14 protein-coding genes are annotated in these 17319 nt (G+C 61.5%); 5 read left to right on the forward strand and 9 right to left on the reverse strand.

Annotated elements, in window-relative coordinates; translation table 11 throughout:
• Positions 1-151: 151 nt before the first annotated feature.
• A complete protein-coding gene (locus PYH37_RS24570; protein ID WP_280734068.1) occupies positions 152-1639 on the forward strand; it encodes a DEAD/DEAH box helicase in 1488 nt (495 codons plus the stop codon).
• A gap of 101 nt (positions 1640-1740) precedes the next feature.
• Here the strand turns inward: PYH37_RS24570 and PYH37_RS24575 are convergent, their stop codons facing one another.
• The 3 genes from PYH37_RS24575 to PYH37_RS24585 form a co-directional block, all read right to left on the reverse strand.
• Positions 1741-2298, reverse strand: coding sequence for a cysteine hydrolase family protein (locus tag PYH37_RS24575; protein ID WP_280734069.1), 558 nt, complete (start codon positions 2296-2298; stop codon positions 1741-1743).
• Between the two features lie 74 nt (positions 2299-2372).
• A complete protein-coding gene (locus PYH37_RS24580) occupies positions 2373-3296 on the reverse strand; it encodes a DMT family transporter (protein WP_280734070.1) in 924 nt (307 codons plus the stop codon).
• 126 nt (positions 3297-3422) lie between these two features.
• The gene (locus PYH37_RS24585; RefSeq protein WP_280734071.1) at positions 3423-3884 is read right to left on the reverse strand and encodes a GyrI-like domain-containing protein; all 462 of its coding nucleotides are present in this window, start codon (positions 3882-3884) and stop codon (positions 3423-3425) included.
• A gap of 319 nt (positions 3885-4203) precedes the next feature.
• Here PYH37_RS24585 and PYH37_RS24590 point away from each other — a divergent pair, with 319 nt between their 5' ends.
• Genes PYH37_RS24590 through PYH37_RS24600 form a run of 3 tightly spaced genes read left to right on the forward strand, consistent with a single transcriptional unit; the run spans position 4204 to position 7406 of the window.
• A complete protein-coding gene (locus tag PYH37_RS24590; RefSeq protein WP_280736152.1) occupies positions 4204-5598 on the forward strand; it encodes a circularly permuted type 2 ATP-grasp protein in 1395 nt (464 codons plus the stop codon).
• 4 nt (positions 5599-5602) lie between these two features.
• The gene (locus PYH37_RS24595; protein WP_280734072.1) at positions 5603-6541 is read left to right on the forward strand and encodes an alpha-E domain-containing protein; all 939 of its coding nucleotides are present in this window, start codon (positions 5603-5605) and stop codon (positions 6539-6541) included.
• Positions 6542-6557: 16 nt separating this feature from the next.
• Complete coding sequence (locus PYH37_RS24600) at positions 6558-7406, forward strand: transglutaminase family protein (RefSeq protein WP_280734073.1); 849 nt, start codon at positions 6558-6560, stop codon at positions 7404-7406.
• A 167-nt stretch (positions 7407-7573) separates the two neighbouring features.
• Here the strand turns inward: PYH37_RS24600 and araD are convergent, their stop codons facing one another.
• The 6 genes from araD to chvE form a co-directional block, all read right to left on the reverse strand.
• Entirely contained in the window at positions 7574-9313 is a 1740-nt protein-coding gene (araD, locus tag PYH37_RS24605; protein ID WP_280734074.1) for an L-arabinonate dehydratase, read from the reverse strand.
• A gap of 48 nt (positions 9314-9361) precedes the next feature.
• Positions 9362-10795, reverse strand: a complete 1434-nt coding sequence (locus tag PYH37_RS24610; RefSeq protein WP_280734075.1) for an aldehyde dehydrogenase family protein — start codon at positions 10793-10795, stop codon at positions 9362-9364.
• A gap of 74 nt (positions 10796-10869) precedes the next feature.
• A complete protein-coding gene (gene araD1 / locus PYH37_RS24615; RefSeq protein WP_280734076.1) occupies positions 10870-11865 on the reverse strand; it encodes an AraD1 family protein in 996 nt (331 codons plus the stop codon).
• Positions 11866-12017: 152 nt separating this feature from the next.
• Entirely contained in the window at positions 12018-13232 is a 1215-nt protein-coding gene (gene mmsB, locus PYH37_RS24620; protein ID WP_280734077.1) for a multiple monosaccharide ABC transporter permease, read from the reverse strand.
• Positions 13232-14767, reverse strand: coding sequence for a multiple monosaccharide ABC transporter ATP-binding protein (mmsA, locus tag PYH37_RS24625; protein WP_280734078.1), 1536 nt, complete (start codon positions 14765-14767; stop codon positions 13232-13234). Before mmsA ends, mmsB begins: the two co-directional genes overlap by 1 nt.
• A gap of 197 nt (positions 14768-14964) precedes the next feature.
• Positions 14965-16032, reverse strand: a complete 1068-nt coding sequence (gene chvE, locus PYH37_RS24630) for a multiple monosaccharide ABC transporter substrate-binding protein (protein WP_280734079.1) — start codon at positions 16030-16032, stop codon at positions 14965-14967.
• A 269-nt stretch (positions 16033-16301) separates the two neighbouring features.
• Between chvE and PYH37_RS24635 the strand changes: the two genes are divergently transcribed.
• The gene (locus PYH37_RS24635) at positions 16302-17285 is read left to right on the forward strand and encodes a LysR family transcriptional regulator (RefSeq protein ID WP_280734080.1); all 984 of its coding nucleotides are present in this window, start codon (positions 16302-16304) and stop codon (positions 17283-17285) included.
• Positions 17286-17319 lie beyond the last annotated feature (34 nt).

The raw sequence follows: 17319 nt of genomic DNA on the forward strand, positions 1-17319 counted from the left end.
TCGCCGCGAATTGCGGTCAGCACAGGCGCTTGACGATTTTTCTTTAACCCACAAGTTCCCAATTCACGCGGGGTTCTTGACGCCAGACGACACCGGAATTGCATCCTGCGGTTCCGGCGAGAGCGTTTGGCGCGCCCTAAAGGTATACGCATTGTCCACTTTTAAAGAGCTCGGTCTTTCCGAGCAGATCCTGGCGACACTCTCCGCCAATGGTTTCGAAAAGCCGACGCCCATCCAGGCGCAGGCCATTCCGCTGGTCTTGAAGGGCCATGATCTCATCGGCCTCGCACAGACGGGCACCGGCAAGACCGCTGCTTTCGGCCTGCCGATGATCGAGAAGCTCGTCGCCGACGGTAAACGTCCCGATCCGCGCAACATCCGCGCTCTCGTGCTTGCACCCACCCGCGAACTGGTCAACCAGATCGCAGCCAACCTCAAGCTTTTCGTGAAGAGAAGCCCGCTCAAGATCGGCGTCGTCGTCGGCGGCGTCTCGATCAACAAGCAGACCGAACAGCTCGCCCGTGGTGTCGACATTCTCGTCGCGACCCCTGGCCGCCTGCTCGATCTCGTCGCCCGCAAGGCGGTGACGCTGACGCAGGCTCGCTACCTCGTCCTCGATGAGGCCGACCAGATGCTCGACCTCGGCTTTATCCACGACCTGCGCAGGATCTCCAAGCTTGTGCCGAAAAACCGCCAGACGCTGCTCTTTTCGGCAACCATGCCGAAGCTGATTGCCGAGCTTGCCGGCGAGTACCTGACCGATCCGGTCAAGGTCGCGGTCACGCCTCCGGGCAAGGCCGCCGACAAGGTCGAGCAATACGTCCATTTCGTTCCCGGCAAGGACCTGAAGACGGTAATCCTGAAGCAGACGCTGACCGCCAATCCCGACGGTCTGTCGCTGATCTTCAGCCGCACGAAGCATGGCGCCGAGAAGCTGATGAAGCATCTCGACCAGGTCGGCTTCAAGGCCGCCTCGATCCATGGCAACAAGAGCCAGGGTCAGCGCGAGCGCGCGTTGAAGGCATTCCGCGACGGTGAAATCCGCGTGCTCGTTGCGACGGACGTCGCCGCGCGCGGCATCGACATCCCGGGCGTTACCCACGTCTACAACTACGATCTGCCGGAAGTGCCGGATGCCTATGTGCACCGTATCGGCCGCACGGCCCGCAATGGCCGCGACGGCATCGCGATCGCCTTCTGCGCGCCCGATGAAATCCGCCTCCTACGCGACATCGAAAAGCTGATGGGCATTCAGATCGCCGTCGCCAGCGGCGAGGCGCCGGCCGACCAGGCGCGTCCGTCGAAGGGACGCGGTGGACGTGGTAGTGGACAACATCGCGGCAATGGCGGACAACGTCAGGGCGGCGCGCCGCGCCGTGACCGGCCCGCACGTGAGCCGGGAGCGACGGCCGGCTTTGCCGGTGACGACCTGCTCCGCGACGATCGCCATGCGCAAAAGCGTGACCGCCGTGACGATGGCCGGCCGGAAGGCAACCGCAATCACGAAGCCAAGAAGCACCATGGCCGTCCCGGCGCGAAGCACGGTGCATGGCGCGGCCGCAACGAAGGCCAGGCTGGCGACCGCCGCGAAGGCGGCCAAGCCGTGCGCCGGGCCGACAATCGCGGCCGTCAGGGCTGAGGCACGGGGCGGAGATTGCGGGGAGATGGCGCGCCGACCGGCGTTCCTCACCCCGCAAAACCTCGATCAGGACCGCCCCGCCGGCCCTGTGAGCCCTTTTATTAGAAGGCTACTTCAGCAGCGGTCCGAACATTTACCTTGGCCCTGCCTGCATCGAAGCCGTCGAGCGTTTCATTGTGATGTGCAACGATCTCCGGAAACAGCAGGCTTCCTGAATCCGCTGTCGTGTGGCCATCGGCAACAAGCGTGACATCGTATCCAAGCGAAACGGCCCGCCTCACCGTCGTGTCGACACAGAACTGCGACATGCATCCGCCGATGACCAGGTGAGTTACCGACAACTGGTCGAGGCGCGCGGCGAGATCGGTTTCGAAGAACGAATCCGAACTCTTCTTGTGAACGACGACATCGTTCTCGGCGGGCGCGATTTCGTCGCGAATGGCCCAGCCCTCTGTCCCGACGGCCAATCGATGTTCATTGGCGCCGTCATGTTGAACCAGCACAACTGGAATTCTAACCACTCGAGCCCTCGCTTGAAGGGTCCGGAGCCGCGCGACTGTCTCGTCTAGCGCCGCATCGATATGCGGCTGTCGCTCCGGCGTGCCCTTGCCGGAAAGAATTGCGTTTTGTACGTCGATTATCAGAAGTGCTTTTGTCATTTTGATTTGAAGCTCCGAAGATCCGCCGCTTGTTTTTCGCCCGCCAGCGCCTGCGGCAATGCTTTGGGGTTCACTTAGCCGGCCGTAGCGTTGCTGGCTGGCTTGCTTGAGGGCACGGCGCTGTCGGTCTTGCGGTTGGTCAGATAGACCCCCGTGACGGCGATGATCGTGCCGATGATCATCGGCAGCGTCAGGGCTTCGCCGAAGAAGAGCGCCGCCTGCACGGCCGCAAGCGGCGGCACGAGATAGATTAGCGAGGCAGCGCGTGACACCTGGCCGCGGCGGATGAGGTAGAGCAACAGCGCGATCGCTCCCATCGACAGGCCGAGGACGGACCAGGCAAGCGCCGCGACGAGCTCCAGGCTCCAGGTCACGTGCAGGTCTTCGAGTATTAGCGCCAGCGGGACGGTCACGATCAGGGCTCCGGCATATTGCAAGGTCGCAATCGCCCGGATATCGCCGTTCTGCAGATGCCGCTTTTGATAAAGCGTGCCATAGGTCACGGCCGCCATACCGAGTACGTTGACGGCTACCGGCAACAGTTGGATCGGGGTTGCGGCAGGGTCGATCGCCAGCATCTTCGGGAGCACGGCGAGCGCAATGCCGCAAAAGCCGAGCGCGAGCCCGACCTGCTGCTGCCTGCTGAGATTTTCACCGATCAGAAACGGCGCGACGGCGGCCGTCATCAGCGGTTGCAGTCCGGCGATGATACCGGAAATTGCCGCCGGCACCCCCTGCCCGATCGCCCACCACACGGCGCCAAGATAGAGCCCGTGAAGGAACATGCCGGAAACGACCGCATGGCCGATCGTCGTCCACGAGCGCGGCCAGCGCGCTCCGGTCGCCGCGCAGAAGCCGATGAAGAGCAGAATGGCGAATATGTATCGCAGCACCAGGAAGGTCAGCGGATCGGCGAAAAAGGCCGCATATTTGGCGACGACCCAGCCGGTGGACCAGAGCAGGACGAAAATGGCCGGAGCCAGGCGGGCGAGCGTCATCGATTTTTCCCGAGCGAAGCGCTGTCGCATGACCCGCTTCGGGGTCTTTCGCGAACGGTGCCATTGTTTCGAGCCGCGATAGAACGCAAGCCGCGATCGGTCAAAGTAATTTTTCTGATGATCCGATCAGCGGATCGGAACCATTAAACGCAGCGACGAGGCGGACGGGGAGACGAACCCAGGCTCATACTCCTCGCGGTAGTGAAGGCGCGTCGTATCGAGGGTATATCCCTCGGCCGCGATCCAGTCGTACATCTTCTTGTACTGGACGAAGACGTCCCCGGTCTCCGGGCGATGCATCGTCGTTGCGAAGCGCATCGCCGGCAGATCCATGTGTTCTGGCTGAGCGAACGTCTGGCAGTCCTCACCCACATAGCCGAGCAGGTAGCTGAAGCCCTCCGGATGAACATTCCAGGAAAGGCCTATGAGCGTGGAATGATCGCGCGGATGAGTGCGCCGGCGATGTTCCTGCGTCTCGGCGATCAGCCGGTGGATAGCACCGTCGGCCGCCTCCATGAACGTACCTTCCCAAAGGTGCCCTGTGATCCGCTGCGCCGGCCGTTGCGCGATCTCGTATATTGCATCCATTCCGTCTGTCTCTGCTGGCGGCTACATTCATTTACCCGGATCGGTGGGATTATGCGCGCCTAGATGGGATCGGCCAAGCACACGACCGCCCGGCAATGCCGAAAATTCAGGCATCTGCTTTTTGACAAATCAGGAGACGAACTCCGCGGCTGGCCCAAGCGCGGGTTGTGAGCCGGCGGACAGAGAAAAACGCTTTTAGCCGCGGCAGAGGCCACGCGAAAAATTCTTCGCCAGCGAACGCGCACGCTTCTTGCATTGCATCAAACGTTGTACTCAAATGGTCGAAAATAAGGGGACCACGCCTTTGGCATTTGACGAAATGATGAATGCGGACAGCAGTCCGCGCCAGCCATATTCGACTTACAATGAATGGTACGCCAGCCAGGACCGAAATCGGCTCATAGCGAAATCGAAGGAAGCCGAAAACATCTTCCGCAAGACGGGTATCACCTTCGCGGTCTACGGACACGCAGACTCCTCCGAAAAGCTCATTCCCTTCGATCTCATTCCCCGCATCATTTCCGGCCGCGAGTGGCGGAAGCTCGCCCAGGGTATCGAACAGCGCGTGATCGCGCTCAACGCCTTCCTCGACGATATCTATCACAAGCAGGAGATCATCCGAGCCGGCCGCATCCCGCGCGAGCTGGTCGAGAAGAACGATGCCTTCCTGCCGCAGATGATCGGCTTCCGGCCCCCGGGCGGCGTCTACACTCACATCGTTGGCACAGATATCGTGCGCACCGGCGAAGACCAATTCTACGTGCTGGAGGACAACGCCCGCACCCCTTCCGGCGTCAGCTACATGCTGGAAAACCGGGAAACCATGATGCAGATGTTCCCGGAACTCTTCCATCAGAACCGCGTGCGGCCGGTGGAAAACTACCCCAATCTGCTTCGCCAGAGCCTCGCGTCGCTGGCGCCTCCCGGCTGCGCCGGCAAGCCGCGCGTCGCGGTTCTGACCCCCGGGATCTACAATTCCGCCTTCTACGAACACGCCTTTCTCGCCGACATGATGGGCGTTGAACTGGTGGAAGGCTCCGACCTGCGCGTCATCGACGGCAAGGTGAAGATGCGCACGACCCGCGGCTACGAGGCGATCGATGTGCTCTATCGCCGCGTCGATGACGAGTTCCTTGATCCGTTGACCTTCCGTCCGGATTCGGCACTCGGCATTCCCGGCATCATGGATGTTTATCGGGCCGGCAACATCACCATCGCCAATGCGCCCGGCACCGGCATTTCCGATGACAAGGCGATCTACTCCTATATGCCGGAGATCGTCGAATTCTACACCGGCCGCAAGCCGCTCCTTGAAAACGTGCCGACCTGGCGCTGCTCCGAGGCCCAGAGCCTGAAATACGTGCTCGAGCACATCGAGGAGCTTGTAATCAAGGAGGTCCACGGTTCCGGCGGCTACGGCATGCTCGTCGGGCCGACTGCGACCAAGCGCGAGCGTGCCGTCTTCGCCGAGAAGCTGAAGGCGCGGCCCGGCAACTACATTGCGCAGCCGACATTATCCCTCTCGACGGTACCCATCCTCGTCAACAAGGGCATCGCGCCCCGCCACGTGGATTTGCGTCCCTATGTTCTCGTCTCCGACAAGGTGCAGATCATCCCCGGCGGATTGACGCGCGTCGCGCTCAAGGCCGGCTCCCTGGTGGTGAATTCCAGCCAGGGCGGCGGCACCAAGGATACCTGGGTACTGGAGGACTGAGGCCATGTTGGGAAGAACTGCGAACGGCCTCAACTGGATGTTCCGCTATATCGAGCGTGCGGAGAACGGCGCCCGCCTGATCGACGCGGGCCTGCGCATGTCGCTCACCCGCAGCGAGGCGACCGAGGGCGACTGGGATGGGGTGCTGCAGAGCGCCGGCGTGCGAGAGCTTTATGATGAGGTGCACGAGACGCTGACGAGCAGCGACGCCATCGATTTCCTGCTGCGCGACCATGCCAATCCTTCGAGCGTCATGTCCTGCATCGACGCGGGTCGCCACAATGCCCGCATGGTCCGCACGGCGCTGACGCGCGAGACCTGGGAGGCGACCAACGAGTGCTGGATCGAGATGAAGGCGATGCTCGCCAAGAAGGTGCGAGCCACCGACCTTCCCGAGATCATCGAGACCATAAAGCGCTGCGCCGGGCTCATACGCGGCGCCTTTCACGGCACGATGCTTAGAAACGAGATCTTCAATTTCTCGCGAATCGGCACCTTCATAGAACGGGCGGATAACACCGCGCGCATCCTCGACGTGAAATATTATGTGCTGCTGCCGGCGGTCGCCGCGGTCGGGTCGTCAATGGACAATGTGCAATGGGAATCGATTCTCCGCTCCGTCTCCGCACACCGCGCCTACGGCTGGGTTTACGATGCCGAGTTGCGGCCGGCGAACATCGCCGACTTTCTGATTTCGAATGGCCGGATGCCCCGCTCGCTCGCCTATTGCTACGAGAAGATCGTCAGCAATCTCGGCTATCTCGCGCGGGAATACGGCGAAACGCATGCGGCCCATGCGACCGCCGAGCAAACGCTCACGTCGCTCCGCAGCCGCTCGATCACAGACATCATGGACCAGGGACTGCACGAATATCTCGAGGAATTCATCAGCCACAACAATCGTCTGGGACAGGAAATCTCCGACGGTTACCGGTTCAACTGAGATTCAGGAGAAAAGCATGCACCTGAAAATCAGCCATACGACCGAATATCACTACGATGAACCGGTGCAATTTGCGCTACAAAGGCTGCGCCTGACGCCGACCAACCACCCGGGTCAGACGGTTCTGAACTGGAAGACGCGCGTCGAGGACGCTGTGGTCGAAGTGAGCTACGACGACCACTTCGGCAACCGCACGCATCTCGTCAGTGTCGACGGAGAACGGACGACCTTTCGCATAATCGCAAGCGGCGAAGTGGATACGGAAGACAGAGCCGGCATCTTCGGCGCACACCAGTCCTATGTGCCACTATGGCTCTATGCGCGGGAAACCCCACTCAGCAAGCCGGGCAAGCTGATCCGCGATCTTGCGAAATCGCTTGACGGCGGCAGCGACCTCGAGCGTATGCACTCGCTGATGGCCATCATCCACCAGGCCGTCGAGTACAAGCCTGGGGAAACGCAGGCCGAGACGCCTGCGGAAGAAGCCCTGGAGCGTGGCAAGGGCGTCTGCCAGGACCACGCCCATATCCTGATATCCGCTGCGCGAACGCTCGGCCTGCCGGCCCGCTATCTTTCCGGTTATCTCATGATGGAGGGGCATCCGGAGCAGACGGCGAGCCACGCCTGGGCGGAAGTCCACCTCAGCGGGCTCGGCTGGGTGGGCTTCGATGCCGCCAACAAGATCTGCCCGGATGACCGCTATGTCCGTGTCGCGTCAGGCCTATGCTACCGGGATGCGGCGCCCATTGCCGGCCTGGTCCACGGCATCGCCAGTGAAACATTGAAGGTGGCCGTGACGGTCGAGCGGCAGGGACAAACGCAGAGTCAGAGCCAAGGACAGCAAAGTCAAAATCAGAGCCAGTAAGGCTTGCCATCCGGATTCGCCCCTCACCCGGCCTGCCGGCCGCCTCTCCCTCTCCCCGCGCGCGGGGAAAGGGCTGGGGTGAGGGGGATCACAATCGCAACCGCGCCGGCCGCGTCACCACGCACGGCGCGGAAGGGCGCCGGGGCGGGCTCAGCCGCCTCGCCCAATCAATGACTGTCGCGTTCGACGACCGAGCCCCGCGCCCCGACGAGGAAGTCGAGGTCGGCACCGGTGTCGGCCTGCATGACCGTCTTGACGTAGAGGCCGCCATAGCCGCCTATGAGCGGCTTGATCGGCGAGACCCAGGCTGCCCGGCGGCGGATGAGTTCCTCATCCGAGACATGAAGGTGCAGCTTGCGGTTCGGAATGTCGACTTCGATCAGATCGCCGTTTTTCACGAGCGCCAGAGGTCCGCCTTCGGCGGCCTCGGGAGCGGTGTGGAGGATGACCGTGCCATAGGCCGTGCCCGACATGCGCGCATCGGAAATGCGGATCATGTCGGTAATCCCCTTCTTCAGCACCTTCGGTGGCAGGCCCATATTGCCGACTTCGGCCATGCCCGGATATCCCTTCGGGCCGCAATATTTCAGCACCATGATGCAGTCTTCGTCGATGTCGAGGTCGTCGCGGTTGATGCGTGCATGGTAGTCTTCGATGCTTTCGAAGACGACAGCCCGCCCCTTGTGCTGCATGAGATGCGGCGAAGCTGCGGACGGTTTCAGCACGGCCCCCTTCGGCGCAAGGTTGCCGCGAAGCACCGCGATGCCGCCCGACTTCGTCAGCGCCTTCTCCGCCGGCAGGATGACGTCTTCGTTGTAGTTCACGACGCCCTTGACGTCGTTCCAGATCGTGTCGCCGCTGACGGTGATGACGTCGTTGTGAAGGAGTCCCATCTCGGCGACCGCCTTGATTACGACCGGCAGGCCGCCCGCGTAATAGAACTCCTCCATGAGATATTTGCCCGAGGGCTGCAGGTTGACGATCGTCGGCACGTCGCGCCCAAGCCTGTCCCAATCGTCGAGCGTGAGTTCGACGCCGACGCGGCCGGCAAGCGCCAGCAGGTGCAGCACCGCATTGGTCGAGCCGCCGACCGCGCCGTTGACGCGAATGGCGTTTTCGAAGGCCTGCTTCGTCAGGATATCGGAGGGCTTCAGGTCCTCCTTGACCATCTCGACGATGCGACGGCCGGTGAGCTGCGAAATCACCCGGCGGCGCGCGTCGACGGCGGGAATGGCGGCATTGCCGGAGAGCGTCATGCCGAGCGCTTCGGCCATCGATGCCATGGTCGAAGCCGTACCCATGGTCATACAGCTTCCTGCCGAGCGTGCCATGCCCTGCTCGGCGTCCATGAACTCGTCCAGCGTCATCTCGCCGGATTTGACCATTTCGGAGAACTGCCAGATAGCCGTGCCCGACCCGACATCCTTGCCGCGCCATTTGCCGTTGAGCATCGGGCCGCCGGAAACGACGATCGCCGGTATATCGACGCTCGCCGCGCCCATCAGAAGACTGGGCGTGGTCTTGTCACAGCCGCCGAGCAGCACGACGCCATCCACCGGATTGCCGCGGATCGCCTCTTCGACATCCATGGCCGCGAGATTGCGGAACATCATCGCCGTCGGCCTGAGCGTGCTTTCGCCGGTCGAGAACACCGGGAATTCTACCGGAAAACCGCCCGCTTCGTAGACGCCGCGTTTCACGCGCTCCGCAAGATCGCGCAGATGCGCGTTGCAGGGGGTAAGTTCGGACCATGTGTTGCAGATGCCGATGATCGGCCGCCCATCGAAGGTGTCGGCCGGAAGCCCCTGGTTCTTCATCCAGGAGCGATGCATGATGGCATTCTTGCCAGTACCGCCGAACCAGTCCTGCGAACGGAGCTTGCGCGGCCACTCAGCTTTTTTCTTCATCTCATATTCCTTCAGGGCCCGCAAACGGGCGGCGGGGAGACGCCGGCCTTAGGCCAGCGTGTAGGCTGTCTTGACGGTTGTGTAGAATTCGGCGGCGTATTTGCCCTGTTCGCGCGAGCCGTAGGAGGAGCCCTTGCGGCCGCCGAACGGCACGTGGAAATCGACGCCGGCCGTCGGCAGGTTGACCATCACCATGCCGGCCTCGGCATTGCGCTTGAAATGCGTCGCATGCTTGAGGCTGGTGGTGGCGATGCCGGACGACAGCCCGAACGGCGTGTCGTTGGCAACGGCGAGCGCCTCGTCGTAGTCCTTCACCCGGATGACGGCGGCGACCGGGCCGAAGATCTCCTCTTGGCTGATCCGCATCTGGTTCGTCGCTTCGGTAAACAGCGCCGGCTGCAGGTAGAAGCCGGGCGCGTCGCGCTGCAACAGTTCGCCGCCGAAGGCGAGCCTGGCGCCTTCCTGCTGGCCGATGGCGATATAGTCGGTGTCCTGGTTCAGCTGGCTCTGGTCGACCACCGGGCCGATATGGGTGCCGGCCTTCAGCGCGTCGTCGACGATCAGCCCGTTCATCCGCTCGGCCACCGCGGCGACGAAGCGGTCGTGAATGCCCGCGGTGACGATCACCCGCGACGAGGCGGTGCAGCGCTGGCCGGTCGAGAAGAAGGCGGAATTGACCGTCGCCTCGACGGCGACGGTGAGATCGGCGTCGTCGAGCACGACGAACGGGTTCTTGCCGCCCATCTCCAGCTGGAACTTGCGATTGTGTTCGACCGAGGCGGCGGCGACGCGTTTGCCGGTGCCGACCGAGCCGGTGAAGGTGATCGCCTGGATATCGGGGCTGTCGAGCATCGCCTGGCCGACGACCGAGCCCTTGCCCATGACGAGGTTCATGACCCCCTTTGGCAGGCCGGCGCGGTGCAGGATGTCGACGATCGCCCAGGAGCAGCCGGGCACCAGTTCGGCCGGCTTGAAGACGACGGTGTTGCCGTAACACAGCGCCGGGGCGATCTTCCAGGCGGGAATGGCGATCGGGAAGTTCCACGGGGTGATGATGCCGACGACGCCGACCGGCTCGCGGCTGATCTCGACGCCGATGCCGGGGCGCACCGACGGCAGCATTTCGCCGGCCAGCCGCAAGCATTCGCCGGCAAAGAAGTCGAAGATCTGGCCGGCCCGCACCGTCTCGCCGATGCCCTCGGCCAGGGTCTTGCCCTCCTCGCGCGACAACAGCCGGCCGAGTTCGTCCTTGCGCGCGAGGATCTCGTCGGCGGTCTTCTTCAGGATTGCATGGCGCTCGAGGATGCCGGAGCGCGACCAGGCGGGAAAGGCGGCCTTCGCCGCCGCGATCGCCGCCGAAGCGTCGTCGGCGGTGGCGCGGGCATATTCGCCGATCACGTCATTGGTGTTCGACGGATTGACATTGGCGACGCCGTCGCTGCCGACCCATTCGCCGGCAATCAGGTTCTGGTGAAGTGTCATGGGCCTTAAGCCTCCTTGTCTTCCTGCCGCGTTTCGACCGCCGAATGCGATCTGCGGCTCCTATAGCAGATATATCAGAGCTGATGTATGGCGATCTCTTCCTCTGCGGCGATCGCCAGCGGATTGCGCAGCGGCAGGCCAAAACCCGCAGCCTCGATCTCGAAGACGTCTCCCTCTTCGGTCCGGATACCGTCGCCGAAGGATAGCGTCGCCGTACCGAACATGTGCACGTGCACATCGCCCGGCGCGCGGAAGAGATCATATTTGAAATGATGGTACTCAAGATTGGCGAAGCTGTGGGACATGTTCACCTCGCCGGAGAGGAAGGGCTTCTCCCACAGGACCTTGCCGCTCCTGAGGATGCGCGATGCACCGCGAATGTCCTCCGGCGCGGAACCGATGCGGATCTCGGGCCCGAAGCTCGCCTGACGGAGTTTTGAATGCGCCAGCCAGAGATAGTTGACCCGCTCGGTCTTGTGGTCCGAAAATTCGTTGGCAACGGCAAAGCCGAGACGATACGGCACGCCCTTATCCGAAATGATGTAGATACCGGCCATTTCGGGTTCTTCACCGCCGTCCTCGGCAAATGACGGTGAAACCAAAGGTGTGCCCGGGGCGACCGCGGAGGTTCCGTTGCCCTTGTAGAACCATTCCGGCTGCACGCCCTTTTCGCCCGGCTTCGGCTTGCCGCCTTCAAGGCCCATCCGGAACATCTTCATCGAATCGGTCAGCGTTTCCTCCGCCGACTCGGTCGCCTTCTTGTGCATGGCGTCGCGCGTTGCCGCGGATCCGAGATGCGTGAGCCCTGTCCCAGTCAGATGCAGATGGGCGGGGTCGGGGTGCGTGATCGGAGAGAGCAGCCGTCCTTCGGCATAGGCCTGATCGAGATCGATTGCCTCGCCGAGCCCCTTGGCATCGATAATCTCCTTGAGGCTCTTGCCACTGTTGGCCGCTTCCATCGCCAGTCCGTAGACGCTTTCTGCGCCATTGACCGCGTGTGCTACTTCGCCCGGTGCCCGTACTGCGACCGCGATCGATCCGTCTTGCTTCCTGACTTGAGAAATCAGCACGTTCCTATCCTTCCTCGTCAACTTGAGCCTCGGTCGCCGCGCCCCATCCGTGACGCAGGCAATGCATCGCCGTCAGGTGGCTTACGCCACCCAATCCGGCGGCTGCGGCCGCCCGTTTATGTTCCTGGTTCAATAGGGCTGATCGGAACCGATCAGCCCTTGCCTTTGTTCTTGTTGTAGACATCAAAGAAAACGGCTGCGAGCAGCACGAGACCCTTGATCAGTTGCTGGTAGTCGATGCCGATACCCATGATCGACATGCCGTTGTTCATCACGCCCATGATGAAAGCGCCGATCACCGCGCCGGTGATCTTGCCGACACCGCCCGAGGCTGACGCGCCGCCGATGAAGCAGGCCGCGATCACGTCGAGCTCGAAGCCAACGCCGGCCTTCGGGGTGGCCGAGTTCAAGCGCGCCGTGATGATCATGCCGGCAAGTGCGGCGAGCACGCCCATGTTGACGAAGGCGTAGAACGTCAGCCGCTCGGTGTTGATGCCGGAGAGTTTGGCCGCTTTTTCATTGCCGCCCATCGCATAGATGCGGCGACCGATCGTCGAGCGCGTCGTGATGAAGGTATAGAGGGCAATCAGTACGCCCATGACGATGAGGACGTTCGGCAGACCACGATAGGTCGAGAGCTGGAAGCCGAGGAACATGGCGACGACGGCGATGACCGCCATCTGGATCGCAAAGAAGATGAAGGGCTCGTTGTCGGTCCCATGCTGCTCGTTGATCCGGCGATTGCGGAAGCCGGCATAGATTGCGAGTACCACCAGCGCCAGCACCGCGATGAGTGCGACATAGTTCTTGATGAGGCTCGTTGCAGGATCGGAGAGCGACAGGAAATCCGGAACGAAGCCCGTCGAAAGTAGCTGGAACTCCTTCGGGAAGGGTCCGATCGGCCGTCCGCCGAGGACCACGTAGGTCAGGCCGCGGAAAACCAGCATGCCCGCAAGGGTGACGATAAAGGAGGGAATCTTCTGATAGGCGACCCAGTAGCCCTGTGCCGCCCCCATGATGCCGCCGAGGATCAGACAGGCGGGCACCACGATCGCGAAATGAACCTGCCATTTGACCAGCATGATCGCTGAGATCGCGCCGATGAAGGCCACGATCGAGCCAACTGACAGATCGATATGGCCGGCGACGATGATCAGCAGCATGCCCAGCGCCATGATGACGATGAACGAATTCTGCAGCACCAGATTGGTGATGTTCACCGGACGGAAGAGGACGCCATTGGTCACGAACTGGAAGAACAGCATGATGACCACGAGGGCGACCAGCAGTCCATATTCGCGGATGTTGTTTCTGAGGTAGTCCCCGATAGACGGTTTGGTGGTGTGGGTGCTCGTATCGGCGACCATTAGTGTTTCTCCCCTGAACGCATGATGGCGCGCATGATGGATTCCTGGCTTGCTTCCGCCTTCGAAAGCTCGGCCACGATGCGTCCCTCGTTCATGACATAGATGCGATCGCAGGTTCCGAGCAGTTCGGGCATCTCCGACGAGATCATCAGGATGCCTTTGCCCTCGGCCGCGAGCTGGTTGATGATGGTGTAGATCTCATACTTCGCGCCGACATCGATACCGCGCGTCGGCTCATCCAGTATGAGGACTTCCGGGGTGGTGAACAGCCACTTCGACAGTACGACCTTCTGCTGGTTGCCACCCGACAGATTGACCGTCTCCTGATAGATCGAATGTGAGCGGATCCTGAGCTTCGAACGGTATTCGGAGGCGACCTTGGTCTCCTTGCGATCGTCGATGATGCCGTTCGATGCCACGGCGCTGAGATTGGCGAGCGTGGTGTTCTGCTTGATGTTGTTGATCAGCACGAGCCCCAATTGCTTGCGGTCTTCGGTGACGTAGGCAAGCCCCGCCTTGATCGCGCGGGGGATTGTGCTCACATCCACCGGCTTGCCGCGCATGGTCACCTCGCCGGTGATCTTGTGCCCCCACGACTTGCCGAAGATGCTCATCGCGGTTTCGGTGCGGCCGGCGCCCATCAGTCCGGCGATCCCGACGACTTCACCGGCACGTACGTTGAAGCTGACGTTGTGCAGGAACTGCCGATCGCGATGATACTGGTGGAAGACGTTCCAGTTTTTCACTTCGAGCAGCGTCTCGCCGATATTCGGCTCACGCGGCGGATAACGGTCCTCCATCGCGCGGCCGACCATGCCCTTGATGATCCGGTCTTCGCTGATGTCTTCCTTGTGACAGTCGAGCGTTTCCACCGTCCCGCCATCGCGCAGAATGGTGATCTGGTCCGCAACCTTTTTGATCTCGTTCAGCTTGTGCGAAATGATGATCGAGGTCATGCCCTGCTTGCGAAACTCCATCAGCAGCTTCAGCAGCGCGTCGGAATCGTTTTCGTTGAGCGAAGCGGTCGGTTCGTCGAGAATCAGCAGCCGCACTTTCTTCGAAAGCGCCTTGGCGATCTCCACCAGTTGCTGCTTGCCAACGCCGATGTCGGTGATGAGCGTTGACGGGGATTCGCTCAAGCCCACCTTTTTCAAGAGTTCCTGCGTCCGGGCGAAGGTCTGCGGCCAGTGGATCACACCCTTGCTGGCAATCTCGTTGCCGAGAAAGATGTTTTCGGCGATCGAGAGCAGGGGAACGAGTGCCAGCTCCTGATGGATGATGATGATGCCGAGATCTTCGCTATCCGAGATCGCGCTGAAGCTTCGAAGCTCGCTGTCGTAAAAGATCTCGCCCTCATAGGTGCCGGCGGGATAGACACCGCTCAGCACCTTCATCAGCGTTGACTTGCCGGCGCCGTTTTCGCCGACGAGAGCGTGGATTTCACCTTCGCGGACCTTGAACGAGACGTTGTCCAGCGCCTTGACGCCCGGGAACGTCTTGGTGATGCTCCGCATTTCAAGAATGATATTGTTCATATTCAGCCATTCCAGTGCAGTCTGCGAGAGACTGCAGGCTCCCTTCCTACTGCATGGTTCCTTAAATCGGCACCGACTTAAGATAAAACCACGCAGCAGTTGAAAGTGCTACAGCGATCTTTGGGCGTCGGAAGGACGCGCGATGCCGTAGATAAAAGGGTCCGCAACAGATTGCGGACCCGCCGGGTTCGACCGGATCAATTGTCGATCTGATCTTCCGTGTAGTAACCGGAGCCGACCAGAACTTCCTTCGCGTTGGTCTTGTCGACAGAAACCGGCTTCAGGAGGTAGGACGGAACGACCTTGACGCCGTTTTCATAGGTCTTGGTGTCGTTCACTTCCGGCTCTTTGCCCTCCATGATCGCGTTGACCATGCCGACCGTAACCTTGGCGAGTTCGCGCGTATCCTTGAAGACCGTCGAGTACTGTTCGCCGGCAAGGATCGACTTGACCGACGGCAGTTCCGCGTCCTGACCGGTGACGATCGGCATCGGCATGTCGCCGGAGCCGTAGCCAACACCCTTCAGAGCCGAAATGATGCCGATCGAGAGGCCATCATACGGCGAGAGAACGCCATCGACTTTGGCGTCGGTGTAGGTGGAGGACAGCAGGTTTTCCATGCGGGCCTGGGCAACAGCACCGTCCCAGCGCAGCGTTCCAACCTGGTCCATGCCGACCTGACCGGATTTCACGACGATCTTGCCGCTGTCGATCAGCGGCTGAAGAACCGACATGGCGCCGTCATAGAAGAAGAAAGCGTTGTTGTCGTCCGGCGAACCGCCGAAAAGTTCGATGTTCTTCGGCTCGGTGGCGCTGTCGAGCTTCAGGCCTTCGACGAGCGACGTCGCCTGCAGCACGCCGACCTGGAAGTTATCGAAGGTCGCGTAATAATCGACATTGCCCGAGTCGCGGATCAGGCGGTCGTAGGCGATGACCTTGACGCCGGCGTCAGCCGCTTTCTGCAGGATGTCGGAGAGCGTCGTGCCGTCGATGGCGCCGATCACGAGAACCTTCGCACCCTTGGTCACCATGTTCTCGATCTGCGCGAGCTGGTTCGGAATATCGTCGTCGGCGAACTGCAGGTCCGGCGTGTAGCCAGCTTCCTTGAACAGCTTCTCCATGGTCTCGCCGTCGGAAATCCAGCGGGTCGACGTCTTCGTCGGCATGGAAATGCCGACCGTGCCTTTGTCCTGTGCGAAGACGGGCGCAGCAAAGGACGCGACGGAAATCGCCGCGGCTGCGAGAAGCGAAGTAATCAATTTCATCAGATCTCTCCCAAAGATTTTGAAGCCGGCAGGCCCCGAACTATGCGCAGCGATCCACCGGTCCGGAGATATCATCCCCGACGGTGGTTCAAGGTGAAGGAAGCCCTCCCGGCCTTACATACTCCCGCATGCGCTGGCGCACAGGGTGGGAAACTGGAATCAATTGCCATAACTGTCAAATACAATATCGCTTTGCATGTATATCAAAATTGGTATACCGCACCAAAAGAGTGTGATTTTTGAATTCCTTGAATAACAGGACCGGGAAAATGAACCTGGACAGCAAGCCGAGCGCAGCCGTGCTAACCGTCGAACCGCTCGACACCGGCCTATTCCGGTCCGGCTTAAAGATCAATCACCTGCGGCTCATCCTGGCGATCGACGACCATCGTCGCATCAGCGCCGCTGCCGATTCGCTTGGCATTTCGCAGCCGGCGGCCTCGCGCATGCTCGCCGAGATCGAGGCCATCACAAAGGCGCCGATCTGCGCCCGCGTGGCGCGCGGGGTCGAATTGACCCGCTACGGCGAAGCACTCGCGCGGCGGGCACGCACGATCTTTCTCGAACTGCGCGAGGCCGAGCGCGAGATCAGCGAATTGAAGACGGGTAGCGGCGGCTCGGTATCGATCGGCTCCGTCACCGGCCCCGCCCTCGCGCTCGCTGTGCCCGCCATCCGTCAAGTTTCCACCGCCTATCCCGGCATCGAGATCAACGTGCAGATCGACAACAGCAACGTGCTGACCCGCGAACTCCTGGCTGCGCGCCACGATTTCATCGTCGGCCGCATCCCCGACGACCTCAATCCGCGTCTCTTCAATCTGGTCGAGATCGGCTTCGAGGAGGTCTGCCTGATCGTCCGAGAAGGCCATCCCCTGCTGGAAAAGGCATTCGCCGATGCCGACGACCTGCCGGGCTATGACTGGGTCTTTCAGCCGTCGGGGACCCTGCTGCGCCGCGCGGTTGAGGACAGCTTCCTCTCGGCCGGTGTCCGGCTGCCGGGAACTGTGATCAACACCTCTTCGATTATCCTGACGCTGTCGATCGTTAGAAACACCAATGCCATCGCGCCCGTCGCGCTCGACGTCGCCAATCTCGTGGCCGGCAACGGCACGCAAGTCGGCGAAATTCGTGTGCTGCAGACGAAATTTCCCATCCGAATCAAACCCTATGGATTGATCACCGCCGAGGGCCGTGCCCTGCCCCCGAGCGCGAAGTTGCTCTACGACCTCATCCTGAAACAGAGCCGGGCGTGATTAGGCTCGCACAATCTTCATCAGGCAGGCTCGG

Origin of the sequence: Sinorhizobium numidicum (genome assembly GCF_029892045.1) — a bacterium.
Taxonomy (GTDB): Bacteria; Pseudomonadota; Alphaproteobacteria; order Rhizobiales; family Rhizobiaceae; genus Sinorhizobium; species Sinorhizobium numidicum.